The organism is Segniliparus sp. (assembly GCF_051660745.1).
Classification (GTDB): domain Bacteria; phylum Actinomycetota; class Actinomycetes; order Mycobacteriales; family Mycobacteriaceae; genus Segniliparus.
The window spans coordinates 281,978-298,102 of record NZ_JBOFQF010000028.1 but is presented as its reverse complement, the minus strand read 5'-3'; the positions used below and the strand labels follow the sequence as shown (position 1 = coordinate 298,102).

Sequence of the window (16,125 nt, the reverse complement as noted above, 5' to 3'; positions counted from 1 at the left end):
TGTGAACTGCGCTTCCGCCAGACGCCACAATGCTTCAAGTGACGAAGCTGACTTCTCGGGCGCGCGCGTGGTCTGACCGCGTTCTGCTCACGCCTGTCCTCTCGGGGTTGGCGAAGCCCTTCCAGCTGCTGTGGGCGGCAATCGTTTTCATCGGCCTGCAGATCTGGCGATGGCTCCTACGGCCCCTCTGGCAGTGGGTACTGCGGCCCGTCCTCTGGCTGCCGCTGCGCTGGGCAGGCCTGCAAATCTGGCGATGGCTCCTACGGCCCCTCTGGCAGTGGGCACTGCGGCCCGTCCTCTGGCTGCCGCTGCGCTGGGCAGGCCTGCAAATCTGGCGATGGCTCCTACGGCCCCTCTGGCGGTGGATACTGCGGCCTGCCTGGTCGCTGCTGCGGTGGACCGGGGCTCTCGTGCTCGCCTCGCCGTGGATCGTCGCACGGGCCTTCCCCAATCGCGGGTGGCTCGCGAGCTCGACCGTCCTCGCGCTCACCGCTGTGGTGCTGTTCGTGCCCGGCGTCGTCAACGCGAAGACCCGGGACCGACTGGCGCAGGTGAGCGCCACCGCCGCCACGCAAAGCCTCGGCACTATCCGCCCGGAGGTGTCGGTGAGCCTGTCCTCCTTCTCCGGCTGGGGCCTCGAACCGTTCGACGACCAACATCGCGAGCTCGTCGTCAAACAGGACGGGGCCGAGCTTCGGATCCTCCGGGAAGACCACGTGCCGAACGCGGAAGACTATTTGCGCAAATACGCGGCCGTGAAACTCGGGGTCCGTGATCGCATCAACCTCTACCCCGTGCCCGTCACCGTCAAGGACTCCCGAGGCAAACCCCTCCGCGTGCTCCAGATCGAGCAGAACTACCACGTCTGGAATTCCCGCAACCACGATCTCGACCGCAATCACCAGGCACTGCTGTACGACTACGGCACCACCGTGCTCCTCCTGGTGCTCTCCACCAACGGGCAAGGTCCTGAGCTGAGCGGGCCGGGACAGAAACCCCTCTGGGAGAAGTGGCGCGAGCTCCAGGCCAGCGTGAGGATCACCCCGTGAACGGCCGCGCTTTCCTCCGCCCACGAGACACCGCCTTCTGGGCCTATCTCGCGGTCCTCGGCGCGGCGTTGTTCTGGCGCGGGCCCCATGAGCTCGCCGGAGCCAGCGGCGGCACGTTCCTGCTTTGGACAGTGCTCGCCTTCGCCGGAGCGGCCCTGGTCGCGGCCTTCGGCTGGGCGCTCGACCCGCACGCGACCTTGCCACGGTCGTTGCTCGGCGGCGGGCTCGGCTGGGGAGCCGCTTGCGCCGTGCTCGCCGCCGAGACAGACCGCGCGACAGGCCAACTGCTGGTCAAAATGCTCGGCCTCGCCAACGGCGGCGCGCTCGCCCGTTGGCTGGCCATGCCCTCGTCCCATGACGTCTTGGCGGTCCTCGGCGTGTTCCTGCTCCTCTCCCTCGCCGGAGAACGGGCGTTGCGGCCGACCGATGGCATGAAGATCGGCATGAGCTGCGGCCTCGGGATGTGGTCCGGGCAACTGCTCTTGGCCTTGGCGCACGGCGCCGCCGACAATCCGGGCGAGAGGCTCGCAGGATCGCTCGCAGTGGGGCTGCCGCATTGGTTCGCCCTCGCCGCCGCGCCGTGGGCCGCCCCCGCGATCGCGGGGTACGGACTCGCCGCCGCCCGCGACGCGGCCGGGGCGACGAAGCTCCGCCGCCTCGCCGTCGCCACGGCAGCCGTGCTCGGATCAGCAGCACTGGCCTGTCTTTTCGACGGCGTGGCCCGAGCGGCATTCGCCTCTGTCACAAACGGCTGGGCCTGGGTGTGGGCCGTTGTCGCCGGATTCGGCTTCGCGTCCGCAGTGCTGCGACCGATTCGGAGCCGCGCGTGGCAAGTCGGCCTCGGACTCGGCCTTTTCGGCGTGGTCTCGCTGTGCGTCGTGGCCGCGCCTTGGCCGCTCTTCGCGATGACGGCGTTCAGCCCGCTCGCGCTCCTCGGCCTCTGGCGCAAAGCCACCCGCGCCGAAGGAGCCTGGCTCGCGGCGGCGCTGTCCGACGAGGCCGACGATGTGCGCTCTGGATGCGCAGATTCGCGCGCGCTGGCCGATGTGACCGCCCGCCTGGCGAGCGCGAAAGCCGCGCTCGCATCGTTCGGCCCGAAGGCCCGCCCGCTCGCCGTCCGGCTGCGCTCCGGACAAATCCGACTCGCGAACAGCAAAGAGCTGCTCGCGGCCGAGCGGGAAGCCGCAGGGCCGAAGCCAGACCCTCGGTGGCGGGCTTGGCTCGCGCATCTGTCCGAGGAGATCGACGCGCAACGCGGCGCCGTCCGCGCAACGGTCGCCGACATGGCCCGCGAAAAAGGCGTGTACCAGTAACGGGCCTCAGCCCTTCTGCGCCACCTCTTGGGCCATTTTGTCCCTGGCGGCTTCCATCCTCTTGACTTCGCCCTTGTCGAGCTCGCCGATGACCTCCGGCGACACCACTGGCAACGCGTGCCCGACCAGGTCGAAGCCGTGGTCGCTGTTGATGAGGTAGTCCGGAGTCTTATGCTCCTTGCCCTCGCCACCGCCGCCGCCATGGGCGCCGCCGCCCATACCGCCCATGCCGCCGCCCATACCGCCCATGCCGGACTGGCCCTTGAGCCCGTCGAGGCTCGGCGTGTTCACGTTCACCACGGGCTTATTCGACGCGTCCGCCTTGGCAGGAGCCGCGGAAAGCTTCTTCTCCTTGTCGCCGATCCCGCCACCGCCGCCATGGCCGCCGCCCATGCCGCCGCCGATGCCCCTCGCTGTGGCCGGGTCCATCGGCGCGAGCTCGGACGACATCGGGCTGGTCGAACCGAGGTCTGGGGAGCCGAGGCCGGACGGGCTGCCCGCGCCAGCGCCCGAGGGCGAACCAGCGCCAGCGCCGGAGCCAGCCCCGGAGCCCTCGCCGCCCGAGGGCGACCCGCCGCCAGAGCCGGAGCCGGAGCCTGCTCCAGCCCCCTGGCCCTCGCCTTTGCTCTCGCCTTTCCCGTCGCCTTTGCCCTCGCCCTTGCCGTCGCCGGTCGCGTCGCCCTTGCCGCTGGGATCCTCAGCCCCGCCGTCCCCTTTGGACTTGCCCTCGCCGATGTCGCCGAGGACGTCGTCCGGCTTGGCGAAAACCAGCGGCGCGACCTTTTCGAACGGTTCGAGCTTGCCGAGCGGGTCTTGGCCCGGGGCGCCGTAGAGCGCTTGCAGCGCGCTGGCGAGCTCTTGGGCCATCTGTTGGCACTCCTGCTGGCTCACGCCTTTCTTGTTGAACAGCTCCTGCGCCTGCGCGGCCAGGCTCTTGACCGCGTGCGCGGCGTCCACCATGGCCTGGAGCTTGTCGGACACGTTGGCGACGCGCTCGATGTTGTTGTTCATGCCCGCGCAGAGCCGGTCGGAGGCGCTTCGGGCCGCATCCGCCGACTCGCCCGTCCACTCCGAGCCGAACACGGTGTTCAAGCTGTTTTTAAAGCCCTGGTACGCCTCGGGGATGTCCTGGGAGAGCTGCTTCCAGCTGTTCGCCAGGCTTTCGATCGCGGACGGGTCCACCGACTGCGCGAATTCGAGCAGTTGCCGATAGCCCGAATCGACCATGGAGTTGTAATCGACATCTCCCATTACCGTGTGCCTCCTTGATTATCGGCGGAACGAAGGTCCGGGGGCTGAGAGCCCTGGGGTACCTCGGTCTGCGCCTGGAAATCTTGCCCCAACAACGAACCACCACTATAAGGCCCCGGCGGCGGCGCAGGGCTCGGAGAAGCCATATGCACCTGCTGCTGCGCGCTCGCCTGCTGCACGGCCTCAGTGTTGGCCTGGAAGTCCTGTCCCATCAACGAGCCCCCGCCGCCGGACCAGCTCGGCAGCGGCGCATTGCTCTGGATCCGCTCGCTCAGCGGCTGCCATGTGGGCGACGGATCCAGCGGCAATCCATGCTCGAGCATGATCCCGAGCGACGCTCCGCCCATCGGAGAATGCGGCGCAGGTCCCATCAAAGACGCGGGCGCCACAGGAACTCCAAGCTCCGCTGCAGAGACACGCGTTTGGGCGAGCTGCTGCGGCGGGGCCTCGCCTTGATGGTGCTCCGCGCCGAAAGCTCCGCTCGTGGACGGCGCTTCGGGCGCGAGCCCGGCTCCTGGCGGCGGCGCCGCGTCATGCGCGAGCGACGCGCTGGCCTCAGGCCTCGCGCCGTCTTCGGCTCCAGCGGCCAGTCCCGGCCGGTCGTCATCTGCGAGCAAGCCGTGCTTCGCGTCCTCGGCCTGGCGCGCGTCTTGGTCGTGGTCCCCGTTGTCGTCAGGGTCCTCGCCGCCGCCCGCGTGGTCTTTCTCGTGATCGTCTTTCTCGTGGTGGTCTTTCTCGTGTTTCTCGCCATGGTCTTTCTCGCCATGGTCGCCTCCGCCCGAAGGCGAGCCACCGCCCGAGCCCGAGCCTCCGCCAGACGGGGAACCACCGCCCGAGCCCGAGCCACCACCCGAAGGCGAACCACCGCCCGAGCCCGAGCCACCACCCGAAGGCGAACCACCGCCCGAGCCCGAGCCACCACCCGAAGGCGAACCACCACCGGAGCCCGAGCCCGAGCCCTGGCCCTGGCCCGATCCCTGGCCCTGGCCCGATCCCTGGCCCTCACCAGAGCCTTGACCACCGCCGGATCCCTGGCCACCACCCGACTGCTGCCCTGAGCCCGCCCCGCCGGACTGTTCGCCCGAGCCAGGCTTCCCCTCGGATCCGCCGTCCTTCGGCTTCTCTCCGTCTTTGTCCTCGCCGCTGTCTTTGCCTTTGGCCTCTTTGTCCTCGCCGCCGTTTTCGGAGCCGTGTTTCTTCTTCCCGTCGTCGTGGTCCCCGGACGGATCGTCCGGGTTCTTGAACATCAGCGGGGCAACGGACAGGAACGGCTCCAGCTCGCCGAGCGGATCCTCGCCCTTCGCTCCGTAGAATCCGTGCAGCGCCTGCGCCAGCTCCCGGCCGATCTCTTGGTACTGCTTCGTCTCCGTCCCTTTTTGGCCCATCTGCGACTGCGCGTTCTCGGCTGCCCGTTTGACCTCGTGCGCCGCTTGCGCGAGCGCACGCGTCTTCGCCGCGACGACCGAGATCCGCTCGACGTTCTGGTCCATGCCCTGCGCGAGGCGCTCGGAGGCGCTCTTGGCCGCGTCCGCCGTCGCGCCGGTCCATTCGACGCCGAAAATGGTGTTGAGCTTCGTTTTGAAACCGATGTACGCGTTCGGGATGTCGCTCTCCAGCGCCGCCCACTTGTCGGCCACCGTCTGCACGCCCTCCGGATTGACCGATTGCGCGAACGCCAGCAGCTGCTGCCAACCCGAGTCGACCATGGCGTTGTAATCGACATCGCCCATTACCGGCCGCCCCCGTCATAAGAAGCCGCCCGTGCAGGCGGCGGCGGACCGCTGAGCGGCGGCGCCCCAGCAGGCGGAGTCGAGCCCGGCGGCGGACCGCTGAGCGGCGGCGCCCCAGCAGGCGGAGTCGAGCCCGGCGGCGGACCGCTGAGCGGCGGCGCCCCAGCAGGCGGAGTCGAACCTGGCGGCGGACCATCGTGCTTGGGACCGCTGTCATGCAGCCCTTCCGCGATATCCCCCACTCGACCAGGGTCGGCAGCGCGATCTACGTCGTCGCCCCTGTCCCGGTCGCCCCTGTCCCGGTCGCCCCTGTCCCGGTCGCCGCGATCTCCGCGGTCGCCATGCCCGTCGCGCTGGTCGTCCTTGCCGTCGTGGTCTTTCTCGGCGTGGTCGCCGCCGCCGTGGTCCCCGCCAAGCCCCTGCATCCCAGCCTGCATCGCCTGCTGAGCCCCCTGCATCCCAGCCTGCGCCGCTTGTTGAGCCCCCTGCATCCCAGCCTGCATCGCCTGCTGAGCCCCTTGCATCCCCTGACTGGCCATCCCAGCCATATTCCCCATACCGCCGCCAGAGGAACCGCCCCCCGAAGGAGAACCGCCACTCGACGCGCCCCCACCGGCGCCCTGGCCCCCACCAGCCGAATCGCCACCACTGGAAGCAGCGCCGCCACCCGCAGCAGCGCCGCCCTGGCCATCCCCAGCGCCAGACGACTGGCTCGAACCCTTCGACAAGCCCTGCGCGTCTTTGGACGCGTCCCCGTCGACCGTGTTGTCGATCTTCTTGCCCGATTCCTCGTCTTGGTCGAAGAACTTCTGCGCTCCGCTGTGCAGCAGGCTCTTGTAGCTCTCGATGGTCTTCTTCTGCTCTTCGGCGCTCTTTTTGAGCCCGTCCGCCTTGCACCCCGTCGTCGTGTACTCGTGGAGCTTCTGCTCCAGTTTCTTGCCGTCCGGGCTCGCCCCCCACGCCCCGCTAGACCCGCTGACGCTCGCGAGGGCGTCCACGTCGCCGCCGATTTTGTCCAGATGGCCGATCAGCTCGTCGCACGCCGAAACCACCATGCTCACGGCTTGATCGGATACCGAAGTGTCCACCATCGGGGCGCTCCTTTCTCCACGTGACCACAAGCCCCCGCAGGCGCTCTCTCTGTTAGACGCTTCCCACTACGTTTTGGTTCCATCCGCGCCGCGCTGCGCGATCCGGCTTCAGACTGTCGGAGAACACCCCGAACCCGCGCCCGCGTCAGTGTACCGCATGCCCGCTGCCCGAGAGTATCGAACCGTGCCTCAATGGGCTGGCAGTTGCGACGGACGAGATCCAAGGCGGCAGGCGACGACGCGTACGAATACAGCGAGGAACGAGCGGCTGTACGCGAGGTGGGGGCACCTCCCACAAGCCCTGCGAGTGGGGGACCGACAACGCAGGAGATCGCCGTCTCAACCGTCAAGAAGAGACTTTTTGGGAGACGACCTGGGTCACCCCGTCGCCCTGCATGCTCATGCCGTAGAGGGCGTCGGCGATCTCCATCGTCGGACGCTGGTGGGTGATGATGATGAGCTGGGCCGAACGCGCCAGCTCGTCGAGGATCACGAGCAGACGGCGCAGGTTCACCTCGTCGAGCGCCGCCTCCACCTCGTCGAAGATATAGAACGGCGACGGCCGGGCGCGGAAGATCGAGACCAGCACGGCGAGCGCGGTCAACGACTGCTCGCCGCCGGACAGCAAGGACAGCCGCTGCACCTTTTTGCCCGCAGGCCGGGCCTTGACCTCGACCCCCGTCGTGAGCAGGTCGGCGGGGTCGGTCAGCTCCAAGGAGCCCTCCCCGCCGGGGAAGAGCGTCCCAAAAACCCCGGCGAACTCGCGGGACACGTCGTCGAAAGCCTCGCGGATCACTCGGACCACGAGGTCGTCCACGTCTTTGACCACGTCGAGGAGGTCTTTGCGCGCTTTGGTCAGATCGTCGAGCTGAGCGGTGAGGAACCCGTGCCGTTCTTCGAGCGCGGCGAACTCCTCCAACGCGAGCGGGTTCACCTGGCCGATAGCCGAGATCTCCCGCTCGGCGACCTTGACCGCCTCGGCCAGCTGCTCCTGGTCGAAGCTCGCCGGGTCCTCCTCGGCGAATTCTGCGACAAGGTCGGCGGGAGTCATGCCGAACCGCTCGACCACCTCGGTCTCGGCGGCCTTGGACCGCTCCGCCGCAGTGGTCGCGGCGAGTTCGGCGGAGTGCGCGGCGCGCTCCGCCTCGGCGAGGCGCTCACGAGCCGCCGCGACCTGCGCTTGCCCCTCCTTCATGCTCTCGACCTGCTCCGCGACTCTGCGCCGCAACCGGTCATGACGGGCCTGCGCCGCTTCGCAGACCGTGTGCGCCCGGTCGCCGAGCCGCACCGCAACCGCATGGGCGGCGAGCGCGCGCTGGCGCGCTCGTTCCTGCCGCAGCGCTTGCTCCTGCGCGGCCTTGAGCCGGTGCTCCCTCGCCTCCAACTCGGCGATCCTTGCCCTCGCCGCGACCACCCGCTCCTTGAGCGCGGCGTGCTCGGACTCGACGGCCCCGCGTCTCGCCTGGACCTCCTCCAACGCCGCGCCAGTCTGTTGCCGCAGCCCAGCCCCCTGCTCCAATCGCGCGGCGAGCCCTTCCGCCTCGCCCTGCGCCTGCCGGTGGGCCGCTTCGGCCTGCTCGATCACGACGGTCAACTCCTGCGCCTGCTGCGCCAGCGCCTCGGCCCGCGTCGAGGTCCGCCTCGACTCCATCTCCAGCGTCTCCACTTGCGTGGTCGAGCGCGCGAGCGATTCGCCCGCGACAGCGCGGTCCGCCGCCGCCTCGGTCAGCTCGGCGCGCGTTTGCGCGCTGGACTGCCGCGCCGAAACGAGCTCCGCGCGATCGTGCTCCACGGCCCGCTGCGCATCGCCGAGCTGGCCTTGCGCCGCCTTGAGCTCGTCGCGGGCACGGGCTATCTGCGCCTGCACGTCGAGCACGCCGGTGCTCCGGCCCACCCCCGCGACCGCCCAGCCGAGGCCGATCAGGCTCCCGGATTTGGTCACCACTTTGGCCTGCGGATGCTTTGCGAGCACGGCCTGCGCCTCCTGCGGGGCTTCCACCACGACCACGCCCGCGATGAGGCCCGCGAGCGCGGGGGCGAGCTCGTCGTCGGCCTCGACCAAGGCCAGGAGCTGTTGCGCGCCTTTGGGCAGCTCGACCGGCTCGGGACGGACCTGTCCCCGCCCTGGCGGGAACACCAGCGCGGCTTGGCCTTCCCCCGCTTCGCCGAGGGCGGAGGCCGCCGCGAACGCCGCCTCCGGGGAATCCATGACCACCGCCTCGGCGAACGCGCCAAGCGCCGCCGCGAGCGCCCGCTCGTATCCGGCGCGGGATTTCACGCGTTCGGCGAGGACTCCGGTCGGTTTGGCGGGCGAATGCTCGAAGAGCCACGCCGCCCCGTCCGCCGGGGCGACCGTCGACTCCAAGGCCTCGATCCTCGCGACGAGCGCGGCTGTCCTGCCCTTCAAGCCCGACTCCGTCGCCGTGCTCTGCTCGACGCGCTCGACCAGCAGGGCCTCCGCCCGGCTCGCCTCGTCCGAACGCAGCTGGGCCTCCTGCCACGCCAGGTCGCGCTCCGCCTGCGCGGTCTTCAGCCCGGTGGCGTCGGCTTTCGCCCGCTCGGCCCGGCCATGCGCTTCCGCGCTCGCCTGCCGGGCGTGCTCGGCCTCTCCAAGGAGCGCCTGCGCCTTCCCCGCCAAGCTCGCCGCCTGTCCCGAGGCCTTCGCGGCATGCGCCCGCAGCCGGTGCAACTCCTGTTCCTGCGCCCGCAGCCGTCCGTCCGCCTGGCTCGCCTCGGCCTTCGCCGAACGTTCCGCCTCGCGAGCGGCCTCCAACGCGGCCGCCGAGGCAGCCGACTGCGCTTCGAGCTCGCCGCATGCCAGGACCAGTTCGGCTCGCTGATCGGTCAGGTCCTCCTCCAGCTGGGGAGCCGCCGCGTGCTTCGCGAGCTGGCGCGCGCGCTCGTCCGCGACCCGCGCGGTGGCGCGCACCCGCTCGACCACGAGGCCGAGCTGCTCGGCCTGCTCGCGGGCCCGGCCCGTCGCGGACCGGACCACCCGCAACGCTTCCTCGTCCGCGCTGGTCAACGACAGCTTCGCGTCGAGCTCGCGCTGCGCGGCCTCCCGCCTGGCCGCAGTCTGCCGCGCCGATCCCCCGGCGTCGTTCGCCGTTTCCTGCGTCTGGGCGAGTTTTGCGACGGCGAGCCGCCGCCGCGCGTCTCGGAGCTTCGCCCCTGCCGCATGGGCCTTTTTCGCCGCCTCGGCCTGCCTGCCGAGCGGTTTGAGCTGCCTGCGCAGTTCGACCACGAGGTCGCCGACCCTGGTCATGTCCGAGCTCGTGGCCTCCAGCTTGCGCAAGGCGCGGTCCTTGCGCTTGCGGTGCTTGTGCACCCCCGCAGCCTCTTCGATGAGCTCGCGCCACTGGTGCGGACGGGCGCTGAGCATCGTCGCGAGGCGGTTCTGGCCGACGATCACGTGCATCTGCGAGCCGATGCCCGAGTCGGACAGGAGCTCTTGCACGTCCATGAGCCTGCACGGGTCCCCGTTGATCAGGTACTCTCCCCCGCCGTCGCGGTACATCCGCCGGGTGACCGCCACCTCCGTGTAGTCGATCGGGAGAGCGCCGTCGGCGTTGTCGATGACAAGCGTGACCTCCGCCCGCCCGAGCGCGGGGCGTTTGCTCGTGCCCGCGAAAATGACGTCGTCCATCTTCGCGCCGCGCAGCGACTTCGCGCCCTGCTCCCCCATCACCCAGGACAACGCGTCCGCGATATTGGACTTCCCCGACCCGTTCGCCCCGACCACGGCGGTCACCCCCGGCTCGAACACCAGTGTGGTGGGGGCGGCAAAAGATTTGAAGCCCTTGAGGGTGAGGCTTCGCAAGTGCATGAGGACGCAGAATACCCCACAGAACGCCTGCGTCGACTACTGTTGAAACGGTGAGCGAGGCGTCGCGCCGCTCCGGAGCGGAGCTGCTCGAACAAGAACTGGACCGGCTCAGACGGGCCGCGTCCGGCCCTGGTCTGCTCGCAGGCGGCTTGATCGCGAGTCTTGCCGAGCCGGAAGACCCCCGGCCCGTCGCGCCCCCGCCCCGACCGCAGGCCCGGTCCTGGCTCACCATGACCGCGGCCTTGGTGTTCGGCCTGCTCTTGGCCAGGCTGGTCGGCTGGCTCTTCGACTTCCCCACCGACACGCTCGACGCGAGCCGCGACGCCCCGATGACGGCGCGCGGGTACCAGCTCCTCCTGATCTCGCTGGCGGCGGGCGTGATGCTCGTCGTGTTCGCCGACGTTGCCGCGGCGATGCGCGGCGCGCTCGGCTTCGGCATCGCAAGCGCGCGCCAAACCCTCGGATGCTGCAGCGTCCTCGCGGCGGCGCTGGTCGCCCATCCGTGGGACTCGGTCGTGTGGCTCTCGGAGGGAGTCGCGGTCCGCCACGAGGCCAGGGACGTCGCCGCCGTGCTGCTCGCCGGGGTCGGAGTGCTCTGGCTCTATCCCCGTGCCAGCCGCCTCGCGCACGCCCTCGTCGCGGCGGTCGTGGTGTGGGAGCTGGTCGCGCCGTACCGGCTCGGCTGGGTCGAAGAGCCGACGACCGGCTGGCTCGGGCCCGATCCGGCCTCCGGAATAGCGGCGCTGCGCTTCGCCGCGCTCGGGCCGATGTATTTCACCGTGCTCGTCGCGTGCGCGCTCGTCGCCCGAGGCTCAGGCCCTCGTCGGGGTTGGCACGAGCTCCTCGGGGCGCCGGCGATCGTGGTCGGCATGCTGTTGCTCATGCCGTGGCAGCGGTTCTTGTGGGCGGATCCGGCGCCGCAGCAGCACCAGCTCGTCGGATGGACGCTGGCCGGGGTGCTGGTCATGGCGCAGGGCCTGTTTTTATTGGCTCCGGACCTTCCGGCGCCGAGCGCCTACGATAGCCATGTCACGCGCGGACCAGCGCCAGACAAGCACGGGGAAGAAGGGGAGCCTGATGACGGCGCCGGTGATTGGGGCCGACGATCCTGGACCCCCTCCTTGGCCGATCCTCTGGGCCAAGCCGCCGGTCCGCCCTGAGCCGATCGACCCCGACTCCTTGGACTCGGACAAGCTCACCGCGCTGTTGGACCGCTCTTCTCCCCAGGGATGGCGGTTCTGGCCGCTCTACGGCTCGTTTTGCCTGCTCATGCAGATCCTCACGACAGCTCAGTCGAAACCGTGGCGGCACCAGGGGGGAACGTCCGCGGCGGGAACAGCGGGGTTCGGGCTCTACATCGCAGTCAGCCTGCTGTTCATCGCGCTCGTCGCAGCCGCGATCAAAGCAACTCGGCTCGCACGGCCAAGGCTGCGCCGCAATCAGCTGCTCGGCATGTGCGCATCGGTCCTGGCGCTGGCGGCGGCGCTGCCTTGGCAGGTGCTCCTCTGGGGCGGGGCGAACACCGGGATCCCCGTCAACACCGGCCTCATCATGTGGCCGGTTCTCCTCGGGCTGCCCCTCGCAATTCCTCCCCAAACCCCGAGCAAGGGCGCGCTGCGAGCGCTCCGCGATATACCGAAACCGGACTCGGAAGCGGCTCAGTAGCCGCCCGGAGCCTGCCGTCCCGCGAACTGGTCCCCGAGCCACGCGATAGCCTCCGACGAGTCGTCGAACTCCCGGTGCTTCCCGCCGTTTTCGACCATCTCCTGGACCGCAGTCCCCCGTTCCTTCTCCTCGGCGATCCCTCGGCGCACGGCTGCCACCGGCACCACCTCGTCCTGGACGCTCGCCGCGACGAAGAACGGGGCCCCGGAGCTTTTCTCCGCCGCAAGCGGCAGCTTCCAACCCTTCAGCCATGCTCTGAGCTGATCTGCTTGCTGCGCAGACGCCCTCGTGTCCGCCGGGCCGAGCAGCTTCGCGATCGAGAAGATCCGAGCTCCGCCGCGCGCGAAGCAGCCCAAGATCGTCTTCTGGTTCGCCTTGTCGGCCAGCGGTCCGCGCACATAGTCGTCGAGCCTCAGCTCCGGGTGCGCGACGCTCAGTCCCCTGAGCAGGCGAAGGTAGGAGATCTGGTCGCCAGGGCCCAGCGTGCCCGCCGCAGCGCCGTCGACCAGCCAGGTGAAGTCGGTCGGCGGCTTCTCTGCGGCCACGCCGATCAACGTGAGCCCATCAGCCCCAGAGCCGTAGCCTGCGGCGAGGTCGCCTGCGGCCCACGCCGCTTCCCCGCCCTGCGACTCGCCGTAGACGGCCCATTTGCCAGAGAGCGCCGTGCCGAGCCTGCCCAGGAGCGCCTTGGCGGCGCGGGCCGCGTCGATCAGGTTGTAGCCTGTGGTCCTCGGCTCGCGGAACGGGTGCGTCAGCCCTGCCCCGCCCTCCTCGGGCTCGGCCCCCTTGCCGAGGCCCTGGTAGTCCGAGACCGCGACGACGTATCCCGCGTCGAGCAGCTTCGAGACCCGTGTGGTGTCGGCGAGGCCGAGGTCTTTCGTCATGGTCGGGCCGCAGTCGCTGTCGAAGCCGACCGCGCCATGCCCGTACGAGACGAGCGGGTACCCCTCGGGCGGCCGGGGCTTCCCCTTCGGGACGAACACAATGCCGCTCACGAGGGCGGCGGAGCCGTCGACCCCAGAGGTTGAGCCGTATGCGACGTAGTGGACTTCCGCCTTGTCGCCGAGCGCGGCGCTGCCCCCGGTCAGCCGCAGCGGCGCGTCGGCCACCAGCGCGCCCGGACCAGAGCCGGGGCTCCCGCCTGCCTGCTCCGAGCAACTAGAGACCAGCGCGCCCGCCACGGCCAAAGCCGTTGCGAGCGCGCTGGTGCTGCTGAGAGCTCGTTTAGAGCGCTTTGAGCTCATCGATCAGCTCGCCGACCACTTTCTTGGCGTCGCCGAAGAGCATGGTGGTGTTGGGGGCGTAGAACAGCGGGTTGTCGATCCCGGCGAACCCTGAGCTCATGCCGCGCTTGACCACGATGACGGCTTTCGCCTCGTCAACGTTGAGCACGGGCATCCCGTGGATGGGCGAGCTCGGGTCGTTGCGCGCCGCCGGGTTGGTGACGTCGTTGGCCCCGAGGACGATCGCGACGTCGGTCCGCTTGAACTCGTCGTTGATCTCGTCCATCTCTTTGAGCGCCTCGTACGGCACGTCGGCCTCGGCGAGGAGCACGTTCATGTGCCCGGGCATACGGCCAGCCACCGGGTGGATGGCGTATTTGACCTCGACGCCCTTGCTCTCCAGCATCTTGGCCATGTCCTTGACCGCGTGCTGCGCTTGCGCGACCGCGAGGCCGTAGCCGGGGACAACGATGACCTGGTTCGCGTAGGACAGCAGGATCGCCGCGTCCGAAGGGTTGGTGGCCTTGACCTGCTTGTCGCCCGCGTCCGCGCCGCCAGCGGCGACGGCAGCCGAGCCGCCGCCGAAGCCGCCCGCGATGATGGAGGGGATGGAGCGGTTCATGGCCTTGGCCATGAGGTTGGTCAAGATCGTGCCGGAGGCGCCGACGATCATGCCCGCGACGACCAGCGCGAGGTTGTCCAGCGCGAGGCCCGCCGCAGCGGCCGAGAGGCCGGTGAGCGCGTTGAGCAGCGAGATGACCACGGGCATGTCCGCGCCGCCGATGGGCAGCACCACGAACACGCCGAGCACGCCCGACGACACGAGCAAGAGGACGATCCACCACCAGTCGGCGCCGCCGGAGCCCGCCTTGACCCCGATGACCACGGCGGAGGCGATGGCGACCGCGAAGAGCACGAGGTTGAGCGGCTGCTGCAGCTTGCCGATGCTGATCGGACGGCCCGAGAGCAGCTCCTGGAGCTTCGCGTACGCGATGATCGAGCCCCAGAAGGAGATCGAGCCGATGATCGCGCCGAAGAGCGAGCCGCCGATCTGGGCCGGGCCCGAGGCCTCGTCCGAGAAGCCCCGGCTGGTGATGAACTCCGACCACGCGATGAGGGCGACCGTGCCGCCGCCCATGCCGTTGAAGAAGGCCACAAGCTGCGGCATCGCCGTCATCTTGGTCTTGAGCGCCGACGGCACGCCGCCCGCGATACCGATGGCCGCGCCGACCACGATCACGCCCCACGCGAACGGGGTCGCGGTGGGGAAGATCTTGACGAGGGTGGCCACCACGGCGAGGACCATGCCGACCGCCGCGATGTAGTTGCCGCGAACGGCCGTCTTCGGGCCGGTCAAGCCCATGAGGCCGTAGATGAACAGGCCGAAGGCCACGATATACAGGGCGTCGACCACCAGGGCGAGCGTCGAGTCAGACATGGCTCAGGCCTCCTTCGAGGGGGTCTTGGTCTTGGGTTTGAACATGCCCAGCATGCGGTCGGTGACCACGAAGCCGCCGACCACGTTGAGCGTGCCGAAGATCAGGGCGACGAAGGCGATGACCCACACGTACCACGGGGTGTCCGCCTTCAGGTCGCCCAGCACCACCAGCGCGCCGAGCACCACGATGCCGTGGATGGCGTTCGTGCCGGACATCAGCGGGGTGTGCAGGGTGTTGGGCACCTTCGAGATCACCGAGAAGCCGACGAAGCCTGCGAGGACCAGCACCGCGATGCTGTCCAGCAAATGTTGTGCGTTCAACGTTGCCGCCTTATGCCGAGGTGGACGGGGTGGCGGGTGCTCCCGCCACGATGGACTTGGCCAAGACTTCGTCGGAGAAGTCCGGTTCGAGGGCGAGCGCCCCCGCCTCGGTCTTCTTGACCAGAAGCTCGAGGAGCGCCGAGATGTTGCGGGAGTAGAGCTCGCTCGCGTGCTCCGGCATGGTGGCCGGGAGGTTCAACGGGGAGGCGATCGTCACCTGGTGCTTGACGACGGTCTGGCCGGGCTCGGTGAGCTCGCAGTTGCCGCCGGTCTCGCCCGCGAGGTCCACGACGACGCTGCCGGGGCGCATGCCCTCCACAGCAGCCGCCGTGACCAGGCGCGGGGCCGGGCGTCCCGGCACCAGCGCCGTGGTGATCACCACGTCGAAGCCCTTGATGGCGTCTTCGAGCGCCTGCTGCTGCTGCGCCTTCTCCTCATCGGTGAGCTCACGGGCGTAACCGCCCTCGCCAGCAGCCTCGATGCCGAGGTCGAGCCACTGCGCGCCAACGGAGCGGACCTGGTCCGCGACCTCGGGGCGCACGTCGTAGCCGGTGGTGCGGGCGCCGAGGCGCTTCGCCGTGGCAAGGGCCTGCAGGCCCGCGACACCGACGCCGAGCACCAGGACCGTCGCGGGCTTCACCGTGCCCGCCGCCGTGGTGAGCATCGGGTAGAACCGGGTCAGCAGGGAGGCGCCGAGGAGCACCGCTTTGTAGCCCGAGACGTTCGCCTGCGAGGAGAGGCCGTCCATCACCTGGGCGCGCGAGATACGCGGAATCGCCTCGATCGCGTAGGCCTGCACGCCCTGCGCGCCGAGCTTCGCGATGTTCTCGGTCGCGGTGCGCGGCGCGAGGAAGCCGATGAAAGTGGAGCCGCTGCGCAGCTTCGCGATCTCGTCCGCGGTCGGCGGGGCCACCTTGACGACGATGTCCGCCGACCAGGGATCGCCGAGCTCGGCGCCCGCCTCGGTGTACAGCTCGTCGGGGATGAGCGAGCCGAGCCCGGCGCCTGGCTCGACGACGACCCGCAGGCCCTTCGCCGTCCAAATGCTCACGACCTTCGGCACCAAGGCCACTCGGCGCTCGTCAGCCCCGGTCTCCCGGACGACGCCGAGGGTCAACGCTGACCCGCCTTGCGATAGAGCTTGCGCCATGCGAAAACTCACTTTCCTGTCGAATTCCTGCCACCAAACGGGCGACGGCGTTAGAGTATGTCAGACGG

The 16,125-nt window shown here is 69.7% G+C and carries 12 protein-coding genes; 4 read left to right on the top strand and 8 right to left on the bottom strand.

Features of this window, described 5'->3' with window-relative positions; all coding sequences use genetic code 11:
* Positions 1–29 precede the first annotated feature (29 nt).
* Together ACRC20_RS08905 and ACRC20_RS08900 are read left to right on the top strand one after the other, a co-directional pair.
* Positions 30–1,049, top strand: coding sequence for a hypothetical protein (locus ACRC20_RS08905; protein ID WP_438686004.1), 1,020 nt, complete (start codon positions 30–32; stop codon positions 1,047–1,049).
* Positions 1,046–2,362, top strand: coding sequence for a hypothetical protein (locus ACRC20_RS08900; protein ID WP_438686003.1), 1,317 nt, complete (start codon positions 1,046–1,048; stop codon positions 2,360–2,362). The genes ACRC20_RS08905 and ACRC20_RS08900 overlap by 4 nt, the downstream gene beginning before the upstream one ends.
* Positions 2,363–2,368: 6 nt before the next feature.
* Here ACRC20_RS08900 and ACRC20_RS08895 read toward each other — a convergent pair whose 3' ends face one another.
* The 4 genes from ACRC20_RS08895 to smc form a co-directional block, all read right to left on the bottom strand.
* Positions 2,369–3,613, bottom strand: coding sequence for a WXG100 family type VII secretion target (locus tag ACRC20_RS08895; protein ID WP_438686002.1), 1,245 nt, complete (start codon positions 3,611–3,613; stop codon positions 2,369–2,371).
* Positions 3,613–5,343, bottom strand: coding sequence for a hypothetical protein (locus ACRC20_RS08890; RefSeq protein WP_438686001.1), 1,731 nt, complete (start codon positions 5,341–5,343; stop codon positions 3,613–3,615). The genes ACRC20_RS08895 and ACRC20_RS08890 overlap by 1 nt, the downstream gene beginning before the upstream one ends.
* Positions 5,343–6,404, bottom strand: coding sequence for a hypothetical protein (locus tag ACRC20_RS08885; RefSeq protein WP_438686000.1), 1,062 nt, complete (start codon positions 6,402–6,404; stop codon positions 5,343–5,345). The genes ACRC20_RS08890 and ACRC20_RS08885 overlap by 1 nt, the downstream gene beginning before the upstream one ends.
* A gap of 376 nt (positions 6,405–6,780) precedes the next feature.
* Positions 6,781–10,260, bottom strand: coding sequence for a chromosome segregation protein SMC (gene smc / locus ACRC20_RS08880; RefSeq protein WP_438685999.1), 3,480 nt, complete (start codon positions 10,258–10,260; stop codon positions 6,781–6,783).
* Positions 10,261–10,310: 50 nt separating this feature from the next.
* Between smc and ACRC20_RS08875 the strand changes: the two genes are divergently transcribed.
* Both ACRC20_RS08875 and ACRC20_RS08870 read left to right on the top strand, forming a co-directional pair.
* Positions 10,311–11,420 (top strand): hypothetical protein, encoded by a 1,110-nt coding sequence (locus tag ACRC20_RS08875; RefSeq protein ID WP_438685998.1) that lies wholly within the window; start codon positions 10,311–10,313, stop codon positions 11,418–11,420.
* Entirely contained in the window at positions 11,338–11,925 is a 588-nt protein-coding gene (locus ACRC20_RS08870; protein ID WP_438685997.1) for a hypothetical protein, read from the top strand. Before ACRC20_RS08875 ends, ACRC20_RS08870 begins: the two co-directional genes overlap by 83 nt.
* Here ACRC20_RS08870 and ACRC20_RS08865 read toward each other — a convergent pair.
* The 4 genes from ACRC20_RS08865 to ACRC20_RS08850 are packed head-to-tail and all read right to left on the bottom strand — an operon-like array spanning position 11,919 to position 16,057.
* Positions 11,919–13,106 (bottom strand): lipase family protein, encoded by a 1,188-nt coding sequence (locus ACRC20_RS08865; RefSeq protein ID WP_438685996.1) that lies wholly within the window; start codon positions 13,104–13,106, stop codon positions 11,919–11,921. The genes ACRC20_RS08870 and ACRC20_RS08865 overlap by 7 nt on opposite strands.
* A 43-nt stretch (positions 13,107–13,149) precedes the next feature.
* A complete protein-coding gene (locus tag ACRC20_RS08860) occupies positions 13,150–14,586 on the bottom strand; it encodes an NAD(P)(+) transhydrogenase (Re/Si-specific) subunit beta (RefSeq protein WP_438685995.1) in 1,437 nt (478 codons plus the stop codon).
* 3 nt (positions 14,587–14,589) lie between these two features.
* Entirely contained in the window at positions 14,590–14,907 is a 318-nt protein-coding gene (locus ACRC20_RS08855) for an NAD(P) transhydrogenase subunit alpha (RefSeq protein ID WP_438685994.1), read from the bottom strand.
* Positions 14,908–14,917: 10 nt separating this feature from the next.
* Entirely contained in the window at positions 14,918–16,057 is a 1,140-nt protein-coding gene (locus ACRC20_RS08850; protein WP_438685993.1) for an NAD(P) transhydrogenase subunit alpha, read from the bottom strand.
* Between the last annotated feature and the right edge of the window lie 68 nt (positions 16,058–16,125).

Bases quoted from the DNA above. Each gene is read 5' to 3' on its own strand.
- ACRC20_RS08895 (WP_438686002.1), bottom strand. From the start codon at position 3,613: ATGGGAGATGTCGATTACAACTCCATGGTCGATTCGGGCTATCGGCAA.
- ACRC20_RS08870 (WP_438685997.1), top strand. From the start codon at position 11,338: ATGACGGCGCCGGTGATTGGGGCCGACGATCCTGGACCCCCTCCTTGG.
- ACRC20_RS08890 (WP_438686001.1), bottom strand. From the start codon at position 5,343: ATGGGCGATGTCGATTACAACGCCATGGTCGACTCGGGTTGGCAGCAG.
- ACRC20_RS08905 (WP_438686004.1), top strand. From the start codon at position 30: ATGCTTCAAGTGACGAAGCTGACTTCTCGGGCGCGCGCGTGGTCTGAC.
- smc (WP_438685999.1), bottom strand. From the start codon at position 10,260: ATGCACTTGCGAAGCCTCACCCTCAAGGGCTTCAAATCTTTTGCCGCC.
- ACRC20_RS08860 (WP_438685995.1), bottom strand. From the start codon at position 14,586: ATGTCTGACTCGACGCTCGCCCTGGTGGTCGACGCCCTGTATATCGTG.
- ACRC20_RS08850 (WP_438685993.1), bottom strand. From the start codon at position 16,057: ATGGCGCAAGCTCTATCGCAAGGCGGGTCAGCGTTGACCCTCGGCGTC.